Source organism: Pseudonocardia hispaniensis (assembly GCF_042658695.1).
GTDB classification, from domain to species: Bacteria; Actinomycetota; Actinomycetes; order Mycobacteriales; family Pseudonocardiaceae; genus Pseudonocardia; species Pseudonocardia hispaniensis.
Genome location: NZ_JBHSQW010000033.1, coordinates 88461 through 109140 on the forward strand (window position 1 = coordinate 88461; position 20680 = coordinate 109140).

The 20680-nt window shown below is 71.8% G+C and carries 21 protein-coding genes, 3 tRNA genes and 2 pseudogenes; 13 read left to right on the forward strand and 13 right to left on the reverse strand.

All coding sequences use genetic code 11. The features are described 5' to 3' along the window. Window positions 1-153, reverse strand: a 153-nt coding sequence (locus ACFQE5_RS15800; protein WP_379585928.1) for a cold-shock protein, incomplete at its 3' end; no start/stop codon positions are given. Window positions 154-509: 356 nt separating this feature from the next. On the opposite strand from ACFQE5_RS15800, the gene ACFQE5_RS15805 reads away from it, so the two are divergent. Continuing rightward, window positions 510-1451, forward strand: a complete 942-nt coding sequence (locus ACFQE5_RS15805; protein WP_379585867.1) for an acyl-CoA desaturase — start codon at window positions 510-512, stop codon at window positions 1449-1451. A 46-nt stretch (window positions 1452-1497) separates the two neighbouring features. Here the strand turns inward: ACFQE5_RS15805 and ACFQE5_RS15810 are convergent, their stop codons facing one another. Continuing rightward, window positions 1498-2085 (reverse strand): protoglobin domain-containing protein, encoded by a 588-nt coding sequence (locus ACFQE5_RS15810; RefSeq protein WP_379585868.1) that lies wholly within the window; start codon window positions 2083-2085, stop codon window positions 1498-1500. A 75-nt stretch (window positions 2086-2160) separates the two neighbouring features. Between ACFQE5_RS15810 and ACFQE5_RS15815 the strand changes: the two genes are divergently transcribed. Beyond that, window positions 2161-2625 (forward strand): redoxin domain-containing protein, encoded by a 465-nt coding sequence (locus tag ACFQE5_RS15815; RefSeq protein WP_379585869.1) that lies wholly within the window; start codon window positions 2161-2163, stop codon window positions 2623-2625. Window positions 2626-2634: 9 nt separating this feature from the next. Here the strand turns inward: ACFQE5_RS15815 and ACFQE5_RS15820 are convergent, their stop codons facing one another. After that, on the reverse strand, window positions 2635-3069 hold the full coding sequence (locus ACFQE5_RS15820; protein WP_379585870.1) for a MarR family winged helix-turn-helix transcriptional regulator: 435 nt from the start codon (window positions 3067-3069) through the stop codon (window positions 2635-2637). Window positions 3070-3122: 53 nt separating this feature from the next. Between ACFQE5_RS15820 and ACFQE5_RS15825 the strand changes: the two genes are divergently transcribed. The 3 genes from ACFQE5_RS15825 to ACFQE5_RS15835 all read left to right on the forward strand — a co-directional run bounded on the left by ACFQE5_RS15825 (window position 3123) and on the right by ACFQE5_RS15835 (window position 6826). Continuing rightward, on the forward strand, window positions 3123-6137 hold the full coding sequence (locus ACFQE5_RS15825; RefSeq protein ID WP_379585872.1) for an ATP-binding protein: 3015 nt from the start codon (window positions 3123-3125) through the stop codon (window positions 6135-6137). An 89-nt stretch (window positions 6138-6226) separates the two neighbouring features. Continuing rightward, window positions 6227-6499 (forward strand): DUF4242 domain-containing protein, encoded by a 273-nt coding sequence (locus tag ACFQE5_RS15830; RefSeq protein WP_379585874.1) that lies wholly within the window; start codon window positions 6227-6229, stop codon window positions 6497-6499. Between the two features lie 138 nt (window positions 6500-6637). Continuing rightward, the gene (locus ACFQE5_RS15835) at window positions 6638-6826 is read left to right on the forward strand and encodes a hypothetical protein (RefSeq protein ID WP_379585876.1); all 189 of its coding nucleotides are present in this window, start codon (window positions 6638-6640) and stop codon (window positions 6824-6826) included. 73 nt (window positions 6827-6899) lie between these two features. On the opposite strand, the gene mftR is transcribed toward ACFQE5_RS15835, so the two are convergent. Both mftR and ACFQE5_RS15845 read right to left on the reverse strand, forming a co-directional pair. After that, the gene (gene mftR, locus ACFQE5_RS15840; protein WP_379585878.1) at window positions 6900-7529 is read right to left on the reverse strand and encodes a mycofactocin system transcriptional regulator; all 630 of its coding nucleotides are present in this window, start codon (window positions 7527-7529) and stop codon (window positions 6900-6902) included. A 113-nt stretch (window positions 7530-7642) separates the two neighbouring features. Then, window positions 7643-8797 (reverse strand): FAD-dependent monooxygenase, encoded by a 1155-nt coding sequence (locus tag ACFQE5_RS15845; RefSeq protein ID WP_379585880.1) that lies wholly within the window; start codon window positions 8795-8797, stop codon window positions 7643-7645. 22 nt (window positions 8798-8819) lie between these two features. On the opposite strand from ACFQE5_RS15845, the gene ACFQE5_RS15850 reads away from it, so the two are divergent. Beyond that, on the forward strand, window positions 8820-9083 hold the full coding sequence (locus tag ACFQE5_RS15850; RefSeq protein WP_379585883.1) for a hypothetical protein: 264 nt from the start codon (window positions 8820-8822) through the stop codon (window positions 9081-9083). Between the two features lie 95 nt (window positions 9084-9178). Continuing rightward, window positions 9179-10243 carry a methyltransferase domain-containing protein gene (locus ACFQE5_RS15855; RefSeq protein WP_379585886.1) on the forward strand — a complete coding sequence of 355 codons (1065 nt, stop codon included), beginning with the start codon at window positions 9179-9181 and terminating at the stop codon, window positions 10241-10243. 51 nt (window positions 10244-10294) lie between these two features. Here ACFQE5_RS15855 and ACFQE5_RS15860 read toward each other — a convergent pair whose 3' ends face one another. The 4 genes from ACFQE5_RS15860 to ACFQE5_RS15875 form a co-directional block, all read right to left on the reverse strand. Then, a complete protein-coding gene (locus ACFQE5_RS15860; protein WP_379585887.1) occupies window positions 10295-10990 on the reverse strand; it encodes a cation diffusion facilitator family transporter in 696 nt (231 codons plus the stop codon). A gap of 160 nt (window positions 10991-11150) precedes the next feature. Beyond that, window positions 11151-12617 carry an AAA family ATPase gene (locus ACFQE5_RS15865; RefSeq protein ID WP_379585889.1) on the reverse strand — a complete coding sequence of 489 codons (1467 nt, stop codon included), beginning with the start codon at window positions 12615-12617 and terminating at the stop codon, window positions 11151-11153. Between the two features lie 175 nt (window positions 12618-12792). Continuing rightward, window positions 12793-13524 (reverse strand): GNAT family N-acetyltransferase, encoded by a 732-nt coding sequence (locus ACFQE5_RS15870; RefSeq protein WP_379585891.1) that lies wholly within the window; start codon window positions 13522-13524, stop codon window positions 12793-12795. A 19-nt stretch (window positions 13525-13543) separates the two neighbouring features. Continuing rightward, window positions 13544-14470 carry a GNAT family N-acetyltransferase gene (locus ACFQE5_RS15875; RefSeq protein ID WP_379585893.1) on the reverse strand — a complete coding sequence of 309 codons (927 nt, stop codon included), beginning with the start codon at window positions 14468-14470 and terminating at the stop codon, window positions 13544-13546. Between the two features lie 219 nt (window positions 14471-14689). On the opposite strand from ACFQE5_RS15875, the pseudogene ACFQE5_RS15880 reads away from it, so the two are divergent. Both ACFQE5_RS15880 and ACFQE5_RS15885 read left to right on the forward strand, forming a co-directional pair. After that, window positions 14690-14975: pseudogene (locus ACFQE5_RS15880) on the forward strand (FAD-dependent monooxygenase); the annotation flags it as partial. 46 nt (window positions 14976-15021) lie between these two features. Then, a pseudogene (locus tag ACFQE5_RS15885) lies at window positions 15022-15141 on the forward strand (aromatic-ring hydroxylase C-terminal domain-containing protein); the annotation flags it as partial. 148 nt (window positions 15142-15289) lie between these two features. Here the strand turns inward: ACFQE5_RS15885 and ACFQE5_RS15890 are convergent. From ACFQE5_RS15890 to ACFQE5_RS15905, 4 genes are all read right to left on the reverse strand, one after another. Next, window positions 15290-15363: transfer RNA gene (locus ACFQE5_RS15890), tRNA-Phe, on the reverse strand. Between the two features lie 33 nt (window positions 15364-15396). Continuing rightward, a tRNA-Asp gene (locus tag ACFQE5_RS15895) sits at window positions 15397-15470 on the reverse strand. 19 nt (window positions 15471-15489) lie between these two features. Further along, window positions 15490-15562 (reverse strand) — tRNA-Glu (locus ACFQE5_RS15900). Between the two features lie 235 nt (window positions 15563-15797). Continuing rightward, window positions 15798-16034, reverse strand: coding sequence for a hypothetical protein (locus ACFQE5_RS15905; protein ID WP_379585895.1), 237 nt, complete (start codon window positions 16032-16034; stop codon window positions 15798-15800). 344 nt (window positions 16035-16378) lie between these two features. Between ACFQE5_RS15905 and ACFQE5_RS15910 the strand changes: the two genes are divergently transcribed. From ACFQE5_RS15910 to ACFQE5_RS15925, 4 genes are all read left to right on the forward strand, one after another. Next, entirely contained in the window at window positions 16379-16759 is a 381-nt protein-coding gene (locus ACFQE5_RS15910; RefSeq protein WP_379585897.1) for a hypothetical protein, read from the forward strand. Between the two features lie 78 nt (window positions 16760-16837). Then, window positions 16838-18736: a propionyl-CoA synthetase gene (locus tag ACFQE5_RS15915; RefSeq protein ID WP_379585898.1), complete on the forward strand. Its 1899-nt coding sequence runs from the start codon at window positions 16838-16840 to the stop codon at window positions 18734-18736. Between the two features lie 28 nt (window positions 18737-18764). After that, window positions 18765-18959, forward strand: coding sequence for a ferredoxin (locus tag ACFQE5_RS15920; protein ID WP_379585900.1), 195 nt, complete (start codon window positions 18765-18767; stop codon window positions 18957-18959). Window positions 18960-19057: 98 nt separating this feature from the next. Beyond that, window positions 19058-20668, forward strand: coding sequence for an acyl--CoA ligase family protein (locus ACFQE5_RS15925; protein WP_379585902.1), 1611 nt, complete (start codon window positions 19058-19060; stop codon window positions 20666-20668). The last annotated feature ends 12 nt before the right edge of the window (window positions 20669-20680 follow it).

Sequence of the window (20680 nt, forward strand, 5' to 3'; positions counted from 1 at the left end):
CTCGAAGGAGACGCGCTGGTTCTCCTCGAGGGTGCGGAACCCGTCCGCCTGAATGGCCGAGTAGTGGACGAAGACGTCCGGACCGTTGTCGTCAGTGGCGATGAAGCCGAAACCCTTCTCGGCGTTGAACCACTTGACGGTGCCCTGCGGCATTGGTGCTCTCCCACATGTGAAGCGAATCCGGCCGACACCGTGCCGACCGCTGGCTGCGTGAGCGCACTCACGGGGGGAGGAGGCCTCCGCGACGCGTGTGAAGCCCACTGTCACTCTCCACGGACGCTTCACAACGATCGAGGAAGACACGACTGCAACCGATTCTCACGCTAGCACGCGGTGGCCACCGGCCCCCGAGGCCCGTCGCCACCCGGCGGGGTGCCTCGACTTGCCGTACCGTCGCCTTGGGTGCCGGGCCGCGTGTCACCCAGCCAGGGCGGGCCGTACCGGCATGTCGTCAGGTTCCGGAACGCGCACCGTGCCGGTGCGCCCATCCCTCGCCACCGAAGGTGCCGATGCCCTCGATTCTTCAGAACCGTCCCCCATCCGCCGCAGCACCGATGCTCGAGGGCCGCCGCTCCGCCGTCGAGCACGCGCTCGTCCTCGCGTTCATGGTGCTTCCACTCCTGGCGCTGGTCGTCGCGATACCGCTGGCCTGGGGCGCGGGACTCGGCTGGACCGATCTCGGGCTGGCACTCGGCTGCTACCTGCTCACCGGGTTAGGAGTGACCGTCGGCTTCCATCGCTACCTCACCCACGGCGCTTTCAAGACGGGCCGTGGGCTACGGATCGCACTGGCGGTCGCCGGCAGCCTCGCGCTTCAGGGTGGGGTGATCGCCTGGGTGGCCGACCACCGCCGGCACCACGCGTTCGCCGACAAGGAGGGCGATCCGCATTCGCCGTGGCGCTACGGCACCGGTCCCCGCGCGTTGGCCCGTGGGTTCTGGCATTCGCATATGGGTTGGCTGATGAACCGGGACCGGACCAACGCCCGGCGCTTCGCCCCCGACCTCCTTGCCGATCGCGATCTGGTGCGCATCGACAACGGGTTCCTCTGGCTGACCCTTGCGAGCCTCGGGCTGCCCGCCGTCATCGGCGGGCTCGTCAGCTGGTCGATCTGGGGCGCCTTCACCGCCTTCTTCTGGGCCGGTCTCGTCCGCGTCGCTCTCCTGCATCACGTGACCTGGTCGATCAACTCGATCTGCCATATCTGGGGCAACCGCCCGTTTGTGGCCCGGGACCGCTCCACGAACGTCTGGTGGCTGGCGGCGCTGTCGTTCGGCGAGTCGTGGCACAACCTGCACCACGCCGACCCGACCTGCGCGCGGCACGGGGTCGAGCGCGGACAGCTCGACGTCTCCGCCATGGTCATCCGGACGTTCGAGAAGCTCGGCCTGGCTCGCTCGGTGCGCTGGCCCACCCCGCGACGTCTCCAGCGGCTCACCCGGGCGGACTGAGCCGGCCCGAATCACGTACTGCGCCGGCCATTGCGGGTACGTCCCCTCACCAGTCCCGTTCGGCGTACGGCCGCGACCACAGCGCGACCTGCAGGGTGACCGACTTGAACCACGCCGAATGCATGCGTTCGACGTCGGCCTCGGAGTGGCCCTTCTTCGCCAGGAACGGGCGCATCGTCGCGGTGATCGGGTAGACGAACGCGATCAGGTAGCGCAGCGGCACGGTGGGCGCCGAGTCGACGCCGTCGGTCCGGTTCTTCTTCGCCGGTGTGTGCCGCAGCGCGATCTCCTGCTGGTAGGCCAGCCAGCGCTCGTCGTACGGCCGCCGGCAGGTGTCCAGGATCCAGCGACCGAACCGGTGGTACACCGCGTCGAGGTAGCTCTTGATCGGCTCACCGTCGCGGTCGGCGAAGTAGGCCACCAGATGCGGATGCGAGCCGACGAAGCCGTACCAGGTGTCGAGCACGTCGGTGACCTGGTCTTCGAGCACGTCGCCGGCCATGGCCAGCGCGGCGGCGTCGTCGTCGGTGAACAGGACGCTCGCCTTGAGTTGCGCCAGTTCGGCGGCGCTGACCGGTGAGGCGGGGAGCGTCGGGGCGTCGTAGGTGTACCCGGCCGGGAGGGAGGTGGTCATGGCAGTCCTTTGAATTAGGAGTCCTAAGTGCGATGCTAGGCTAGCGGCTCCCCCACGACGGCGGAAGGACCTGCGATGGACGCCGAGCCGGCCCCCGAGCTGGACGTCACGGAGTGGCTCAACTCCGACCCGCTCACCCTCGCCGCGCTGCGCGGGCGCGTCGTCGTGCTGGAGGCGTTCCAGATGCTCTGCCCCGGCTGCGTGAGCCATTCGCTCCCACAGGCCAAACGCGTGGCCGAGACCTTCCCCGCCGACGAGGTGATCGTGCTCGGGTTGCACACCGTGTTCGAGCACCATGAGGCGATGCGCCCGGTGTCGCTGCGCGCGTTCGTCTACGAGAACCGGCTGACGTTCCCGATCGCCATCGACCGTCACGACGGCCCCGACCCGACGCCGGTGACCTTCTCCCGCTACGGCATGCGGGGTACGCCGACCACCGTGCTGGTCGATCGCGCCGGGCGGGTGCGCGGCCAGGCGTTCGGCTCGGTGCCCGATCTCACCCTCGGCGCCCAGGTCGCCGCCCTCGCGGCGGAGCGCTGAGCCGTCCGGCTACCGCGGCGCCTCGCCGCGGACAGCGGCCAGCGCGTCGACCGCCTCCGGCCCCAGCTTCGCGCCGAGCCCGCGCAGCCAGGCCGCCTCGAGCTCGGCGAGCTCGGCCAGCGCGAGGCGCTGGAGCGCGCGGCCCCGGACGGTCAGTTGCACCAGCCGGGCCCGGCGGTCGGTCGGATCGGGAACGCGGTGGAGGTACCCGAGCCGCTCCAGGTCGGCGACCAGCTCGCTCATCGAGGGATGGGCCATCCGGGCCCGCCTGGCCAGTACGGTGAGCCGCGTCCCGTTGGGGTCGAGGTTCTCGAAGACCTGGCTGTGCGCGACGCGGATCCGTGGGTGGCCGGCCGCCGCGAGCCGGTCGACGAGCTCCTCGAGGATCTCCTGGACGGCAGCTCGCAGCACGGTGACCAGCGTGTGTCTGCGTGCCGTGGCCATCGTGCCGACTCCCCCTTGACCAGATTACGTAGGCTTCCGACATAATACAGCTCGTGCCCGTGGAGATCCGGTTGCTCGGGAGCTTCGCGGTGACGCTGCACGGGAGGCCGGTCCCGGAGTCGGCCTGGCCACCGCGGCGGGCCGCGGACCTCGTCCAACTGCTCGCGCTGGCCCCGGGGCGGTCGCTGCTGCGGGATCAGGTGCTCGACGCACTGTGGCCCGACCTGCCCGCCGAGGCGGGGGCGGCGAGCCTGCACCGGGCGGCCCACTGGGCCCGCCGGGTGCTCGGTCCGGATGCGGTGGCGCTGCGCGGTGGCCGCGTCACACTCTTCCCCGGCGACGAGGTCAGTACCGACGTCGACCGGTTCGAAGCGGCCGCCCGCCGGGCCCGGTCGGCCCAGGACGCGACGCTGCACGCCGCCGCGGCCGATCTCTACGGCGGCGAGCTGTTGCCCGAGCGCCGCTACGCGGACTGGACGACATTCCGCCGCGAGGCGCTGCGGCTGCTGCATCGGGACATGCTGCGGGGCGCGCGACGGTGGGACGAGCTCGTCGAGCTCGACCCGTGCGACGAGGCAGCGCAGCGGGCCCTGATGCGCCGGCACCTCGCCCGCGGCGACCGGCACGCCGCGCTGCGCCAGTTCGGCCTGCTGCGCGCCGCACTGGCCCGCGAGCTCGGCGTCGCCCCCGGCACGGAGACCCTCACGCTGGTCGGCCGGATCACCGGGTCGTTGGCCCGCGCCCGACGGGACGACGTCCTGATCGGCCGGGAGGTCGAGCTGGCCCGGCTGCGGGCCGCGCTGCGGGCGGGCATGCGGGTCATGCTGGTCACCGGCGAGCCCGGCATCGGGAAGACCCGGCTGTGTGAGCAGCTGGTGGCCGCTGTGGCGGCCGACGGGGCACTGGTCCTGCCGACCGCCGGGCTCGGGGCCGAGGATCTGCCGTTCGCCGCGGTGCTGCGGGCCGCCGACAGCGCGCTCGCCGCACGACCGGAGCTGGCCGAGGCACTGCCGGCGGATGCCCGCTCAGCCTTCGCGACGCCGCTGCGCGACCGGTCCCCGTTCCCGACCCGAGCCCAGCTGATCGCGGCGCTGGACCGGCTCTGCGGCGCGGGGGCGCCCGCACTGCTGTTCCTCGACGACGCGCACCTCGCCGACGAGGAATCCCTCGGGCTGCTGGTCGCGTTCGCCCGCTGCACCCGAGCCCGAGTCACCGTGCTGCTGTCCCTGGTCTCCGATCCCGCGCGACCGGCCGCGCAGCGGGCTCGCGCCGAACTGCTGGGCAGGCCGGGTTCGATCGAGGTGACGCTCGGCCCGCTGACCCGCGAGGAGACACGCGAGCTCGTCGAGCATCGGTGCGGACGCCGGGTCGACCCGGAGACGGTGCACGAGGTGTGGGCCGTGTCCGGCGGGCACCCGCTCGTCACCGTCGAGGTCGCCGCGGGGCTCATCGAACGCGGCCGGGTCGAGGTGCCGGCCAGTGCCGCGGCCGTCGTCGGTTCACGGCTGGACCGGCTGCCCGCCGAGCTGACCGAGGCGCTGCGCCGGGTCGCGGTGGTCGAGGAGGCCCTCGATGTGGCCGAGTTCGCGGCGCTGGCCGGTCTTGATCCGGATGCGACCCCCGATCTGTTGGAACGGGCGATGGACGCGGGGCTGATCGAGGTGGCGGCCGGCTGCTACCGGTTCCGGACCGCCGTGATACGCCGCGTCCTGACCGATGGGCTGCCGCCACACCGACGGGCCGCGGTGCATCGGCAGGCCGCCGATCGGCTCGCCACCGCGAACGCTCCCGCGGCCCGGGTGGCACGACACCTCCTCGCCGCAGGACAGGAGGGTGAGGCGCTGCCCTGGCTGGTTCGCGCGGCCGACCGCGCCGCCGGGCGCGGGGCCTACGCCGAGGCGCTGGCACACGTGGAGACGGGCCTGAAGATCGAGCCGGACCGGCTGGACCTGCTGTCGATGCGCGCCGAGTTCGGCTACGCGAGCGGTGATCCGGCCGCGCCGGTGGCGTTCGGTGTCGCGGCCGCGGCGGCGAGCGGGGAGACGGCCGACGCGCTGCGCATCCGCCAGGCCCGCGTCCTGCTCATGGCGGGCGATGCCGCCGGTACGGCGCAGGCGCTCGACGGAATCGTCCCGACCGAGCGGACGCGTCTGGCCCACCTGCTCACCACCGGCCTGCTGGCCTGGTTCACCGGCCGCATCGACGAGGCCGAACAGGCCGCCGGGCGGGCCGGCCTGCTGGCGACACTGGCCGGCCGGCCCGCCGACGTGCTCGACGCGACCATGCTCCGCGCGCTGGTGGCACACAGCCGCGGCCGGTACGGCGCGCAGCTGGTCGCCGACGTGCTCGACCCACGTAACGCGGCCGCGCTGGCCGGGATGCTGTCCGACACCCACCTGTGTATGGCCGAGATCGTCCTGGACGACCCGGATGGCCGCGCCGAGCTGGCCGAGTTCGCGTCGCGCATCCGTGACGCGGCGGGCGGCGGGGCCGCGCGCGGGGTCGCGTTCGCGACGACGGTGTTGGGCGAGGCCCAGTTTCTCGACGGCGACCTGGCCGCCGCCGAGGCCAACCTGCTGGCGGGGGCCCGGGCCCACCGCGTCCTCGGGGAACGGGGCGGCGAGGCGGTCGCCCTGCACCGGCTCGCCGAGCTGGCGATCGCCGTGGGCAGGCCCGCGGCGGCCGGGCCGCTGCTCGACGACGCGCTGGACGCGGCCCGCTGCTCCCCGCTGTCCACCCGGCATCTGCTCACCCGTATCTACGGCACCATGGCCAGCGCCGCGGCCGACGACGACGCCGCGCTCGCCGTGCTCGACTCGGCCGAGCTGAGCCTGGTGCGTCCCGCCGAGGTTTGCCCGCTCTGTCGTGTCCCGTTCCTGGTGCCGGCGGCGGCGGTACGTGCGCGAACCGGGGACGTCGACGCCGCCGAGCGGTTGCTTGCCGCGGCCGAACCCGTGGTCGAGGTCCTGTGGCGAGGGCGGGGCCGATGGCCGGTGGCGATCGCCGAGGTACGGGCGTTGCTGGACGAGCGCCGTCCCGCCTTCCGGGCCCGCGCCGCCCGGCCGTAGCCGCCGCGCCGCGCGAGCCGGAAAGAAATCGGAAAGGTCTGCGCCCTAGCGTCGGCCCCGCCAGATCGACCCGATCGAAGGAGGCGGCAATGCGCAAGTACCTGATCGAGCGAACCGTTCCCGGCATCCAGGACATGCCCGAGGCCGACCGGCAGAAGGTCTGGGCGAAGTCCAACGCCGTGCTCTCCGAGCTGGCCCCGAACCTGCAGTGGGCGCACAGCTACGTCACCGACGACAAGCTCTACTGCGTCTACTACGCCACCGACCCCGAGCTGATCCGAGAGCACGCCCGCCGCGGCGGCTTCCCGTGCGACTCGATCTCGCCGATCGACGACATCGTCGACCCGACCCGGGCGGGGTGAGCCACGCGTTCGGACAGCCGGACGAGGCCGGCAGGTCCTTCGGGGCGGCCGACCAGGGACCCGCGGATTTCGCGTCAGCGATTCGTCAACGCCGTCCGATGAACTACCGGGCGTGACGATCGCCGACAGGCTCATCTGATGTTCGCGGTGCAGTGCCCTCGGCACCGGGGGCCGGTGCTGCTCGACGTGTCCCGCATCCGCCGGGTCACCAATCTCGGCGACGGCGTGATCGTCGTCGAGCTCCTGTGCTACGACGGCGAGCCGCTCGTGCTGCTGTCGGGCGCGCAGGTGAGCGCACGTTCCCGGGAGCGGCGATCGTCGCCATGACGGCCGCCGACCCGCGACCGGGCATCACACCGGCGATGGCCGTGGTCGTGCCCGGTGCCGGGGCGCGAGGTGCTCAACGGCAGAAGTCCCCATCGACGCCCGCCCCGGCGAAGCCGAACTCGAGCGAGCGGAACACCTCGTCCAGCAACGCCCGCAGGTCCGAGCCCTCCGCCGCCAGCCAGCGCTCGTAGGCGGCGAGCGCGACACCCAGGCTCGCGTGCCCGATCGTCTGCGGGATCAGCGCGTCGCTGGGCTGCCCGAGCCGCTCGGCCGCGTAGTCGGCGACGACCTGCCGCCACGCGGCGTAACGCAGCGTCGAATGCGCCTGTAGCGCCGGGGTACCGAGGATGAGCCGCAGCCGCCTGCGGTGCCAGGGCTGCTCCGCGGGCTCGACCTCGTTGAAGTCGAGCACCGCGGCCCGCACGCCGGCCATGACCGGGACGTCGGGCGGCAGCGCGGCGAACGTGGCCCGCATCCGGTGCAACTGTTCGTCGAACGCACCCCACGGCACGTCGTTCTTCGAGGCGTAGTACCGGAAGAAGGTGCGGCGGCCGATACCGGCGGCGTGCGCGATGTCCTCGACCGTCGTGGTGTCGAAACCGCGCTCGGTGAACAGGTCCAGGGCGATGTGTTCGATCTCGGCGCGCGACGTGACCGGGCGACGACCCGCCCTGCGCGCGCCCTCGTCGGAGACTGTGGACATCATCCCTTTCCTCTGCGGCACGGGTGCGGCTCGGGCCTGACCTGAGCATCCCATGACCGCGGCGCTGCCGGAGACCACCTGGCCGGATGCCGCTCCCCACCCGGCTTCTCCGGTCAGGACGACCTGCGGGCCGCCTGCGGCGGCGTCCAGCCCAGCACGTCGTCCATGGAGCGCAGCAACAGGTCCGGGAACAGCGACGACCCGGCCATCAGCAGCCGGTCGCGAAGCGCGAGCGCGAGCGGGTGGCGCAGCCGGGTCAGCCGGCAGACCCGCCAGGAACGGCGCACCAGCGCGGTGGCGCGGGCCAGCCGCGCCGCGGTGTAGGACGGGAGGTCGATACGGCCGTCACCGGCCACGTGCGCGAGGACCACCGCGTCCTCGATCGCCTGGCAGGCGCCCTGCCCGAGGTTGGGGGTCATCGGATGCGCGGCGTCGCCGAGCAGCGCGACCCGTCCGCGGTGCATCGCCGGCAGCGGCGTCCGCAACCAGTGGACGTCGTTGCGCAGCACGGCGGCCGGGTCGGTGGCGGCCAGCAGCGCGGGGATCGGCTCGTGCCAGTGGCCGAAGGTGCGCAGCAGCCCGGCCCGTTCGTCGTCGGCTCGCAGCCCGGCCGGGACGCCGTCGGTGGCGTAGAGGTAGACGAGGCCGTCGGCCAGCGGGATGACACCGAACACCCGGCCCCGGCCGCCCCAGGTCTCGGTCGCCCGCACCGGCTCCCCCGACCACGGCACGACCGCCCGCCACGCGGTCACCCCGGCGTACTCCGGCCCGGGATGGTCGGGGAACCCCACGCCGCGGGTCAGCGAGTTGATGCCGTCGGCGCCGACGACCAGGTCGCCGTCGAGGTCGCCCGCGTCGGTTCTCACCCGTCCCCGCTCCGGGTCGACGTCGAGCACGGTGCAGCCGAGGTGCAGCGCACCGGGGCCGAGCCGGTCCAGCAGGATCTCGGCGAGCCGGGCCCGGAGCAGGACGACCACCGAGTCGCCGTAGCGTGCGGCCGCCACGTCCTCGGTGGTGCGGGTGAGCCAACGGCCGTCGAAGCGGCGCACCCCAGCGACACCCTGGATCCGCGACAGGCGGCGGACCGGGTCGCCGAGCGCCAAGGTATCCAGTGCCTTCAACGCGTTCGCCGCGATCGCGATGCCGGCGCCGACCGGTTCGAGAACCGCGGCCCGTTCGACGACGGTGACCTCCCAGCCGCGCTGCTGTAGCGCGATCCCGGCGGTCAGCCCACCGATTCCACCCCCGACGACGATCGCGCGCGCCATCCCCACCCCCACGACATCCGCGGTGCGAACCGTAGCGCTTCGCCGGATCACGACAGTCGTCGTCACCGGGTGGGCGCTGCGACCGTGCCGACGGGTCGGGGACGCCGCCATCGGGGCGACATCGGACATTGCGCGCACCCGTGGGCGACTGCTGGAATTGACCGTCACCCGCCTCACCGGCACCGAGGAGGCCATGGCGACGGTGACCGCGAACGCGTCGGCACTCCCCGTCGAGGAGCTCATCGACCTGGGCGCCGGACCGGCGGAGCCCCGGGCGACCCGTTGACGGGGGTGCGCCGGTCGGACGGGCCGTGCCCGAGGAGCCGCGGGTGGGTAACCCCGAACGTCGATGACATCCGCTGGCTGAGGAGGTGCGTCACGTTGCCGACCACCGATATCGCGGGCGCGGAGGCCTTCGCCGAGAAGGTATTGGGCGACTGTGTCGGGGCGAGCGCCTGCTACCTCGCCGCGATCGGCGACGCGCTCGGACTGTTCACCGACCTTGCTGGGCGGGGCCCGGCGACCAGCGATGAGCTCGCCGACCGCACCGGCCTCGAGGAGCGGTACGTGCGGGAGTGGCTGGCCGGCATGCATGCCGCCGGCTACCTGAGCCGCGACGCCGACACCGGCCGGTATGCGATCCCTCCCGAACACGTGCCGGTGCTGGCGCAGGAAGCGGGCCCGCTGTTCTGCGGCGCCATGTTCCGGGACAGCATCGAGAAGGCAGACACGTTCACCGAGTTGCTCACCGCGTTCCGCGAGGGCGGCGGCGTCGCGCTGAGCGCGTTCTCCGCGCAGACCCGCGAGACCCTGGCCCGGTTCACCGCCCCGTGGTTCGAGAACGCCCTCATCGAGGACTGGCTCCCGCGGATGCCCGACGTCACCGCCCATCTGGAATCCGGCGGCTCGGTGGCCGACGTGGGCTGCGGCCGCGGAGCCGCCGTGATCCGCCTGGCCAAGGAGTTCCCGCGCGCCCAGTTCGTCGGGTTCGACCTGCATGCCGGGGACATCGAGTTCGCGACGGACCAGGCCCGTGCGGCCCAGGTCGACGACCGGGTCCGGTTCCAGACGCTGGACGTGACCGAGGGCCTGCCCGGGCACTACCACGTGATCACGACCTTCGACGTCGTCCACGACGCCGTCGACCCCGCCGGGATGCTGCGTGCCGTCCACGACGCTCTCGAGCCGGATGGCCGGTACATCTGCGTCGACATCAACTGCGCCGATCGACCCGAGGACAACGTCGGGCCGATCGCCACCCTGCTGTACGCCTTCAGCCTCAACTACTGCCTCACCGTCTCGCTGGCCGAAGGCGGCGCCGGGCTCGGCACCTGCGGGCTGGCGGAGCCGGTGCTGCGGCGGATGGCCACCGAGGCGGGGTTTCACAGCGTGCGCCATATCGCGGTGGACGACCCGTTCAACACCCTCTACGAGCTCGCCCCGTAGTCCCCGGTCGCACCGTCCATGTCGGACCACCGGATCACCGCGGACCGGTGATCAAGGCCCTCCCACACAGCAGGGGCCGGTGCATCCGGCCGCGCAGCCGCAGCCGTCCGCCGGGTCCGCATCGAGCAGCAGCGGCGCACAGCAGCCGTCCCCGCGCCACGCCTCGCGGCCCTCCCGTACCGCGACGAGGGCCAACCCGAGCGCGACGAGCGGGTCGGCCCACCACCAGCCCAGCGCCGCGTTGAGGACGAGCCCGGCCAGGACCCCGGCCGACAGATACGTGCACAGCAGCGTCTGCCTGGAGTCGGCGACGGCGCTGGCCGAACCGAGCTCCCGACCCGCGCGGCGCTGCGCCCACGACAGGATCGGCATCACCACCACGCTGACCGCTACCAGCGCGATCCCGACCGTCGAGCGCTCCGGCTCGTCGCCGCCGAACACCGTGCGCAGCGCCTCGACCGTCACATAGACCGCGAGCGCGAAGAACGAGCCCGCGATCACCCGCAGCGCCACCCGCTCGCGGCGTTCCGGATCCGGGCCGGAGAACTGCCAGGCCACCGCGGCGGCCGAGCTGACCTCGATCACCGAGTCCAGCCCGAACCCGATCAACGCGACCGACGAGGCGATCGTCCCGGCCGACAGGGCGATGATCGCCTCGATCGCGTTGTAGGTGATCGTCGCGGCGACCAGCAGCCGGATGCGACGACGCAGGACGGCACGGCGGTCGGCCGACCCGGTCAGCTCCATCGCCGAAAGCCGGCGATCGTCTCGGACGCCGACGAGCTGTGAAGGCCGCTGTGGTCCACCGCTGCTCCAATCCCTCGGCGCCGCCAGGGCGGGACCCTGACGTGCACGCCGCTCGATTGAGCGAACCACGATGCTAGAACCGGCTGGCGTGCGCCGGGACTCACGGCGCGAGTCCGGGCTGCGGAGCACCCGCCACGGCGGAAAAGCCGCGTCGGGTTTCCCGCGGCCCCGACGGGGTCGCCGCACCGCCGCCGAGCAGCGCCCGGGTCAGCGCCGACCGTTCGCCGGACAGCTCGGCCAGGGCCGCGGGCAGCGCCCGCCCGTCCGGTCCGCCGCCGTCCTCGGCGTCGAGGGTGTGCAGGACGGCGCGGCGTACCAGTTCACGGATGAACGACGCGGTGACGCCCTCGGTGGCGGCGACCACCTCGGCGACGTGCTGCTCGTCGAGGGCCAGGCCCCGGGCGTAGAGCCGCAGCAGCCGCTCGCGGGCCGCCGCATCCGGCAGCGGCACCTCCACCGCGAGGTCCACCCGGCCGGGTCGGTCGACCAGGGCGCGTTCCAGCTCCGCCGCCCGGTTCGTGGTCAGCAGGAAGGTGACGTCGGCGTCGGCATCGACCCCGTCGATGCGATTGAGCAGCTCGAACAGCAGCGGCGAGGACTGGTACGTGCCCCGGTCCTCGGCGATCAGATCGACATCCTCGATCACGAGCACGGCCGGCTGCAGGCGCCGGACCAGCGTGGTGGCCTGGGCCAGCAGCCGCAGGGCGCGTCCGGACAGGATCACGACGGTCCAGCCGCGCAGCCGGCCGAGCAGGTATCGGACGGTGTGGGTCTTGCCGGTGCCGGGCGCGCCGTGCAGCAGCAACCCGCGCTTGAGGTGCTGGCCCGCTGCCAGCAGCCGTTCGGTCCGTGTCGCCGAGCGCACCACATGCCGCTCGATGACCTCGAGTACCCCGTCGGGCAGCACCACGTCGGTGCTGGCCAGATCGGGACGAGGCAGGAACGACACCAGCTCGTTGCCGTAGTGCTCGTTGATGTCGAAGGTCAGCACCGCGCCGCGATAGACGTCGTGCTCGCTCGCCAGGCGTTCCACTTCGTCGCGGACGGCGCCGGCGGTGGCTCGGTCCGCGGCGAGCACGCGCAGCTCGCAGGTCGGCTCCGGCCCCATCTGGAGCCCGCCGCGCAACCCGACGACGACCGGGCTGCCGTCCGGGGCCGCGGTGGCTACGAAGCCGAGATCGACCACCTCGACCGTCCGGTCCGGTCCGGCGGCGGCCGTGGCGTAGTCCACGGCCCCGAGCCGGTACATCCCGTGCTGTTCGGCCCCGGCGAGCAGTCCGACGAGGTCCTCGTGGGCGCGGTGCGCCCCGGCCACGCCGAACCACTCCGCCTCCGGCGTGTACGCCCGCAGGTAGGCCTGCATCCCCAGGTGGAGGTTGACGTGCTGCCAGGCCGGGCGGCTCACCGCGACATTGGGCAGATCGGCCAGCCGCACCCCGACATGCCCCGTGACTCGCTCCACCAGCGGCGAGCCGCCACCACCGACGACGCGATAGCGGGTGTCCTCCAGCAGCCGGGTCAACGCCCGAGCCAGGCCGGCGGCGTCGCCATCGGTCAAATCTCCCATCGGTCGATCATGACTGCTCTCCCCACGGCGCGGTAGCGATTTCTGGCTCTTCCGTCCGCGGCAGCCACCCCAACCCGATGGCTCGTGCGGCGGTCCCGGCGGTTCCCGTCGATCGGCGCCTGGACCTCGTCGCCCGCCGGCTGCGCGCCCCGCGGTTCACCGGCCACTTCACGACCTACGGCACGTACTCGAGGATCCGGCCGAGATCACGGAAGCCCCCGGCGACGTACACGCGCTCGGCCATCCGCGTCGACTGCAGGCTCGCCGTCCGGCATCCGCGCTCGAGCGCGTCGTGCAGGTGGAGGGCGGTCAGCGCGGTGCCCAATCCACGCCGCCGGGCATGTTCGAGCGTTCCGACGTTGTAGATCCCGCAGTCGCCGTCGAAGTCGAAGGCCATCCCCGCCGCGACGTTCTCGCCGTCGAGGCGGGCGATCAGGACGTGGAACGCGGCGCGGTCGGCACCGCGGAGAAGGTCCGGCGGCACACCGATGATGCTCAGGTACTCCGCCCAGTCCGGAGGCCCGAGGTCGATCTCAGGGCGGGGCAGGCGGATGTCGTCGAGCGCCATGCCCATCGCACGCGTCATCTCGTCGAGCGTGTACCCGCGCCGTTCGAGGTCGCGGCGCATCGCCTCGTCGCTCTCGTGCACCCAGGCGGCGAAGCGCGCGACGCCGGCCGCCGCGTAGGCGGCCTCCATCGCATCCAGGGCGGCGGCGCGCTCGGCGGCGGTGAGATCGCGCCCGAGGAGCGCATTGTTGTAGACGGCGCGCTCGGGTTCGTTCGGGAAGACGGCGGTGGTGACGCCCGGGAACCGCCGCACGGCGGCACCGGCCGCCCCGCGCGCGTACTCCTCCCAGGAGGCCAGCAGGGTCTTGAGCCCACGCCGGTAGAGGTCGGCGTCCGTCACCGGCCGATCCCCTCGACGATCATGTCGTCCGCCCACCGGATGGGTCGGGGTCGAGCCGGAGGTCGAGCCACACCCGGTCCCGCAGCGGGATCCCCGCGACCTGGCTGCCGGGTGGGTAGCCGGCCGCCTCGGTGAAGGCGTCGCGCTCGATCGAGCGCAGGCGGAAACCCTGCCGCTGGTAGAAGCGCAGGTTCTCGGTGTCCGCCGCGGCCGTCGCCACCCGCACCGTGCCCACTCCTTCGGCGGCGAGCCGCACGAGGGCCGTCCGCATCAAGTGGCGGCCGAGCCCTTGGCCCCGCAGGTCCTCGCGGACCGCCATGTTCTTGACCTCGGCCTGGTCGGACCGGTCGGAGTCCACCAGCTGCAGGTGCCCCACGATGTTCGGCCCCGCCCGCGCGACGAGGACCCGCCCGGAGTGCAGATAGGAGTCCAACTCTGCGGGCGAGTCCTCGGCCAGCTCGAACATCGGCCGCAGCGCGTCCCGGTCGCCGTCGTACCACTCGATGGCGACGGGAGGCTCGGGCCGGCCGGTCAGCGGCTGCGGCATCAGCACGACCCGCCAGCGATCGGGGTCCTCGACGGTGACGGCGCCGTTGTCGGTCCAGTAGGGGTTCTCCGCCTCCACCGGCGAATGACCGAGCGCGGCCAGCCGGGCCGCGACCCGTTCCGTCCGGGCCCGGTCGTCGAAGTAGAGCACGAGCAGGTTGTCGCGGGTGGGCGCCGGACCCGGGCTGCCGCGGTCGTGCTGGGTGAACTCCAGATGGTGGTGCGTGCCGGGCAGGCCGAGCAGCACGCCCCGGTAGCCGGCGTGACCGGCGAAGCGGTCCAGCTCGGGCAGGCCGAGCCCGTCTCGGTAGAAGCGGACGAGCTCGTCGAGCCGGTCGGTGGGACGCGCGATGCGTACCTGCCGGACCGGCAGCATCGCCGGCCAGGGCTGGGAGGTCATGGGCCTCAACCTTCCGTCGCGGACCTTGCCGCTGCGGCACGGCCGTTCGCCGCTTCCCGGAAAGCCGATGCCGTGCGTGGCGCGTCACCGCTTCGAGCGGAGCTTGTTCGTCCACACCGGACACGAAAGGCAGGAAGAACATCGACTCCCTGCCACTCTCAACATATAGCGCACCGGGGGGCTTGCGGCAAGGCCCGGGTGATACCGCAGAACCTACGGCTCGACACCGCGCATTCCTACATCCTCGGGATCCCGCAGACCGTCATCGAGCGCCTGCTGAACGAGCACGCCATCGAGGTCGGCGCCGAGATCCGGCGCGGCTGCGGGCTGGTCGGGCTGAGCCAGGACGACCACGGGGTGACCGCCGAGCTGGCCGACGGCACCCAACATCGCTCGCGCTACCTCGTCGGCTGCGACGGCGGCCGCAGCACGGTGCGCAAGCTGCTCGGCGTCGCCTTCCGAGCCCACCAGGGTCGAGACGCTGCTGGGCGGGATGGAGGTGGCCGTGCCCGGGATGGGCGGATCGCGTCGACCACGTCGTCGACGTCAGCGAGGAACAGGACGTGCCCGCGGTGCTGCTGCGCCCGGACGGCAACGTGGCGTGGGCCGGTGAACGACAGCAGGATCTGCTCGACCAGCTGCCTCGGTGGTTCGGCGCCGCCGTCGACTGAGTCCGCAGATGTGGCTGGCCACACACGGCGCGGGACATGGCCGACCAGCTCGGCGGGCCGCTCCAGGGGAAGAACTGCGACCGGCAACCACGGTGGTGGTCACCAGCGGTCGAGGAAAGCAGCGAGACCGCTGCTCAGAGGGGCTTTGTGGCCAGGGGCGGGGTCGAACCGCCGACCTTCCGCTTTTCAGGCGGACGCTCGTACCAACTGAGCTACCTGGCCCGGCGGACCGGCGAACCGGAACCCGGTGTGGAGCGACCCAGACGGGACTCGAACCCGCGACCTTCGCCGTGACAGGGCGACGCGCTAACCAACTGCGCCACTGGGCCTTGCTGTCTGCTACTACCGTACCCCCAACGGGATTCGAACCCGCGCTGCCGCCTTGAAAGGGCGGAGTCCTAGGCCGCTAGACGATGGGGGCTTGGAGCACCGCAGAGTGTTCCTTACCCTCCAACGGCTGTCCGTTGGAAGCAGGGACAAGCATAGGGCAGGCGTTCGAGCCGGGCGAACCCACCCCCATCACGCATCGAAACCACTGGTCAGAGCCGGGTGACGGGCTCAGCGAGACAGCGCGGGGCCGCCTCCGAGCCCGGTCCGCCGGTTGTGACCCCAGGCACCCGACGGCCGAGGCCGGGCGCCGGTCGGCCAGGCCGCGCTCAGCGGCTGACCGGTGGCGGCTGACCCGGGTTGGACGAGATGAGGCCGAGCATGTCGAGAAGCCGGCGCAGGTCCTCCGAATCGGACGAGTTCCGGGCGACGACCAGCCTGGCGCGCTGCACCTGGTCGTCCGAGACGCGATAAGCATCGGCCGCCGTCCGCGGGCTGGGAATCGGCCCCGCCGACGCCGCTCGATCCTCGTTTGTTTCCCGCCGTACGCTGCCGATTCCGCTCATCGACGCCCCTCCCCATCCGGTCGTCATCCGGGGTCGTGCGACAAAGAAGCTCCCGCAAGCGCGAACGAAGCCGCGGACCGTCTGAGTTCCCGCCCCACCCCAGAAGTCGCCTGGCCATCCCCATGGCCGTGACCGGCACGCTACCTATCGTGCTGACCTTCCGCATGCCCCTTCCCGGGTGAGGTCGCCGACTCCAGATCGGCGCCGCGCCTGCGGTTCACCTGGCGGAAGCGGCAGGGTTCGTCTGTCGCCCTCCTCACAGCCGGCTCACCCCCGGCGCCGCAGCGTGAGCGTGGCGGCCGCGTTCCCGTCGACGGGCCGGCCAGCCGCCGTACGCTTGCACCATGCTCCCCTTCCGCGACCGCTCGCGCTCGCGCCATCGCGAACCCGACCGGCAGGCGGTCACCGCGAAGGAGAACGCCGAACTCGAGCCACACGATCCCGAGCTCGACTCCTACCTGGCCGCGTTGTCGCCGGAGTCCGACGCCGGGGCGACGGAGCCGACCAGCAAATTCGGCTCCGCGCAGGTCTTCCAGCTGCGGTTGCCCGCGCTGCGCATCGAGCAGTTGCGCCGGCTGGCGGCCGAGCGCGGGGTCTCGCCGGGCGCGATGGCGGTCGAGTGGGTGATCGAACGACTGGACCGGGAGGACACGCCGACCGGCCCGTTGTCCATCGTCGACGAAGGCCGGCGCGGACGGCCGTTCCGCCGCCGTCACCGATCGTGAGCGAGGCTCGCTCCGAACGGTCCTACGCGCCTGCACCGGGTCGGAACAAGGTTTAGTGTCTCCCCGAACCAATCGACGATGCTCGGAGGAGGCCGACACGTGGGCGAGTACGAAAAGATCTTCCGCGCCAGTGTGGAGGACCCAGAGGCCTTTTGGTTGCGGGCCGCCGAGGAGATCGACTGGTATGTGCCGCCGACCACGGCGATCGACTCGTCGAACGCGCCGTTCTACCGCTGGTTCCCCGACGGGGAGCTGAACGTCGCGCACAACGCGCTCGACAGGCATGTCGACGCCGGCCGTGGCGACCAAGCGGCGTTGATCTACGACAGCCCGGTCACCGGCACCAAGCGGACCTACACCTACCGGCAGCTGCGCGACGAGGTGGCGAGGTTCGCGGGCGTCCTGCAGGGGCTCGGTGTCGGCAAGGGTGACCGGGTCGTGATCTACATGCCGATGGTCCCCGAGGCCGCGATCGCGATGCTGACCTGCGCGCGGATCGGAGCGGTGCATTCGGTGGTCTTCGGCGGGTTCGCACCCAAGGAGCTCGCGGTCCGCATCGAGGACGCCACCCCCTCGGTGATCGTGTCGGCATCCTGCGGCATCGAAGGCAAGCGGGTCATCGAGTACAAGCCGCTGTTGGACAAGGCCATCGAGCTGTCCGCGCACAAGCCCGGCAAGCGGGTCATCCTGGCGCGCCCGCAGGCCGAGGCGGCGATGGGCGAGCACGACCTCGACTGGGCGGAGGCGATGGCCTCGGCGACGCCGGTCGACCCGGTGCCGGTCCGTTCGACCGACCCGCTCTACGTCCTCTACACCTCCGGGACGACCGGCAAACCCAAGGGTGTCGTGCGGGACAACGGCGGTTACGCCGTCGCGCTGAACTGGACGATGCCCAACGTCTACGCCGTCGGCGCGGGCGAGGCGATGTTCACCGCGTCCGACGTGGGCTGGGTCGTCGGGCACTCCTACATCGTGTACGGGCCGCTGTTGGCCGGAGCCACGACCGTGCTCTACGAAGGCAAGCCGGTCGGGACCCCCGACGCGGGGCAGTTCTGGCGGGTGATCGCGGAGCACGGGATCAAGTCGATGTTCACCGCACCGACCGCGTTCCGGGCGATCAAGAAGGAGGACCCGAAGGGCGAGTTCCTGGCGGACTACGACCTGTCGAGGTTCGAGTACCTGTTCCTCGCCGGCGAACGGCTCGACCCGGAGACCTACCGCTGGGCCTCCGACCTGCTGTCGATCCCGGTCATCGACCACTGGTGGCAGACCGAGACCGGCTGGCCGATCGTCGCCAACCCGGCGGGCATCGAACTGCTGCCGATCAAGCCCGGGTCCCCGACCAGGCCGCTGCCCGGTTGGGACGTGCAGGTCCTCGACACCGGCGGCAAGCCGGTCGAGGCCGGTACCGACGGCGCGATCGTCGTCAAGCTGCCGATGCCGCCGGGTTCGCTGCCCACGCTGTGGAACGACGACGAACGCTTCGTCGAGTCCTACCTGTCGGCTTTCCCGGGCTACTACCTCACCGGCGACGGCGGCCATCTCGACGCCGACGGCTACCTGTTCGTCATGGGCCGCACCGACGACGTGATCAACGTGGCCGGTCACCGACTGTCCACCGGCACGATGGAGGAGGTCCTCGCGACCCATCCGGCCGTCGCCGAATGCGCCGTCATCGGCGTCGCCGACAAGCTCAAGGGCCAGATCCCGCGTGGCTTCGTGGTGCTCAAGGCCGGGGTCGAGGCCGACGAGGAGACGATCACGGCCGAACTGGTGCAGATGGTGCGCGACCAGGTCGGCGCGGTCGCCGCGCTCCGTGACGTCGCGATCGTCCCGGCCCTGCCCAAGACCCGTTCGGGCAAGATCCTGCGCAAGACCATGCGCGGCATCGCCGACGGTCACGAGGAACCGGTGCCCTCCACGATCGATGACGCAGCGGTGCTCGATGCGCTGCGTCCGGTGTTGCGCCGGTCATAGCCGGCCCGGGCAGTGGCAGGATGACCCCATGAAGGTCGTCGTGGACTTCGATCTGTGCGAGAGCAACGCCGTGTGCATGGGAATCGCACCCGAGGTGTTCGAGGTGCGGGAGGACGACTTCCTCTACATCCTCGAGGAGAACCCGCCCGAGTCGTTGCGTCCCAAGATCGAGGAGGCCGTCCGCAGCTGCCCGCGCGCGGCCATCTCGATCCAGGACGACTAGGGGGCACCTAGCCGGGCGACCAGGCGTGGCTTGCCACCCAACCAGGTGACCGGTCAGGATCGGATTCCCAAGGCTCGATTCTCCGAGGAGTGCCACCGATGACCACCGTCTGGAACACACCGCTGACGCCGCTGGCGTTTCTGCGCCGTTCATCGGAGGTGTTTCCGGATAAGACCGCGATCGTCTACGGCGACCGCAGGCACACCTACGCCGAGTTCGCCGCCGAGGCGACTCGGGTGGCACATGCGTTGCGCGCCTCCGGCATCGAACCGGGGGATCGGGTGGCGTATCTGCTGCCGAACCTCCCGGAGATGCTGGTGGCCCATTTCGCCGTGCCGCTGGCCGGCGCAGTGCTGGTGGCGATCAATACGCGGCTGTCCAGCGAGGAGATTCGCTACATTCTCGACCATTCCGGGTCGAAGCTGCTGGTCGTGGATGCCGCGCTGTACCCGGCCGTGGCGAAGGTCGCGGACGAGCTGGGCACCGTGCAGCAGATCGTCACGGTGGTCGACCCGGCCAACCCCGGCGACGGCGTCGGCAGCGGCGTCGGCTACGCCGACCTGCTGGCCCGCGGCAGCGACGAGCCGTTGCTGTGGGAGGTCGAGGACGAGACCGCGACTCTGTCGATCAACTACACCTCCGGCACGACCGGCAGGCCCAAGGGCGTCCAGTACACCCACCGCGGGGGTTACCTCAACTCGTTCGGTGAGGTCGTGCACTCCTCGCACAGCCCGGACAGCGTGTACCTGTGGACGCTGCCGATGTTCCACTGCAACGGCTGGTGCACCGCCTGGGCGGTGACGGCGATCGGTGGCACCCACGTCTGCCTGCGCGAGGTGCGCGGCGACGTGATCTGGCAGCTGATCACCGAGCATCGGGTCACCCACCTCAACGGCGCGCCCACCGTCGTGACGACGATCATGCGCGCCCCTGAGGCCCGCACGCTCGACTACCCGCTCGTCATCACCACCGCGGGTGCCCCGCCGAGCCCGACGACGATCCTGCAGATGGAGCAGATGGGCTTCCGGATCGTGCACGTCTACGGGCTGACCGAGACCTACGGGCCGTATTCGGTCAACCAGTACCAGCGGGCCTGGGACGGTCTGGAGCCCGAGGAACGCGCCCGGAAGCAGGCGCGCCAGGGCGTCGGCATGGTGTGTGCCGACTGGATGCGCGTGGTCGATGCCCAGATGAACGACGTGCCCGCCGATGGCACCACGATGGGCGAGGTCGTGATGCGCGGCAACAACGTGATGTCCGGCTACTACAACGACCCGGAGGCCACCGAGAAGGCGTTCGCCGGCGGCTGGTTCCACTCCGGTGACCTGGGTGTCATGCATCCCGACGGCTATGTGGAGCTGCGCGACCGGGCCAAGGATGTCGTGGTCTCCGGCGGGGAGAACATCTCCACGATCGAGGTGGAACAGGCCGTCGTGTCACACCCGGCGGTCCTGGAGGTCGCGGTGATCGGGATTCCCGACGAGAAGTGGGGCGAGCGGCCCAAGGCGTTCGTCGTCCTGGCCGAGGGACAGCGCGCCACCGAGGACGAGCTCATCGAGCACGTCAGGTCGAAGATCGCCCGATACAAGGCGCCCAAGGCCGTCGAGATCGTCGACGCGCTGCCCAAGACCTCCACCGGGAAGATCCAGAAGTTCGAACTGCGGGAGCGGGAGTGGGCCGGTCACGGGAGCAACCGCATCCGCGGCTGACAGCGCGGTAGC

Bases quoted from the DNA above. Each gene is read 5' to 3' on its own strand.
- ACFQE5_RS15860 (WP_379585887.1), bottom strand. From the start codon at position 10,990: ATGGAGCTGACCGGGTCGGCCGACCGCCGTGCCGTCCTGCGTCGTCGC.
- ACFQE5_RS15920 (WP_379585900.1), top strand. From the start codon at position 18,765: ATGAAGGTCGTCGTGGACTTCGATCTGTGCGAGAGCAACGCCGTGTGC.
- ACFQE5_RS15815 (WP_379585869.1), top strand. From the start codon at position 2,161: ATGGACGCCGAGCCGGCCCCCGAGCTGGACGTCACGGAGTGGCTCAAC.
- ACFQE5_RS15845 (WP_379585880.1), bottom strand. From the start codon at position 8,797: ATGGCGCGCGCGATCGTCGTCGGGGGTGGAATCGGTGGGCTGACCGCC.
- ACFQE5_RS15875 (WP_379585893.1), bottom strand. From the start codon at position 14,470: ATGACCTCCCAGCCCTGGCCGGCGATGCTGCCGGTCCGGCAGGTACGC.
- ACFQE5_RS15865 (WP_379585889.1), bottom strand. From the start codon at position 12,617: ATGGGAGATTTGACCGATGGCGACGCCGCCGGCCTGGCTCGGGCGTTG.
- ACFQE5_RS15820 (WP_379585870.1), bottom strand. From the start codon at position 3,069: ATGGCCACGGCACGCAGACACACGCTGGTCACCGTGCTGCGAGCTGCC.
- ACFQE5_RS15910 (WP_379585897.1), top strand. From the start codon at position 16,379: ATGCTCCCCTTCCGCGACCGCTCGCGCTCGCGCCATCGCGAACCCGAC.
- ACFQE5_RS15905 (WP_379585895.1), bottom strand. From the start codon at position 16,034: ATGAGCGGAATCGGCAGCGTACGGCGGGAAACAAACGAGGATCGAGCG.
- ACFQE5_RS15830 (WP_379585874.1), top strand. From the start codon at position 6,227: ATGCGCAAGTACCTGATCGAGCGAACCGTTCCCGGCATCCAGGACATG.
- mftR (WP_379585878.1), bottom strand. From the start codon at position 7,529: ATGTCCACAGTCTCCGACGAGGGCGCGCGCAGGGCGGGTCGTCGCCCG.
- ACFQE5_RS15810 (WP_379585868.1), bottom strand. From the start codon at position 2,085: ATGACCACCTCCCTCCCGGCCGGGTACACCTACGACGCCCCGACGCTC.
- ACFQE5_RS15805 (WP_379585867.1), top strand. From the start codon at position 510: ATGCCCTCGATTCTTCAGAACCGTCCCCCATCCGCCGCAGCACCGATG.
- ACFQE5_RS15915 (WP_379585898.1), top strand. From the start codon at position 16,838: ATGCTCGGAGGAGGCCGACACGTGGGCGAGTACGAAAAGATCTTCCGC.
- ACFQE5_RS15835 (WP_379585876.1), top strand. From the start codon at position 6,638: ATGTTCGCGGTGCAGTGCCCTCGGCACCGGGGGCCGGTGCTGCTCGAC.
- ACFQE5_RS15925 (WP_379585902.1), top strand. From the start codon at position 19,058: ATGACCACCGTCTGGAACACACCGCTGACGCCGCTGGCGTTTCTGCGC.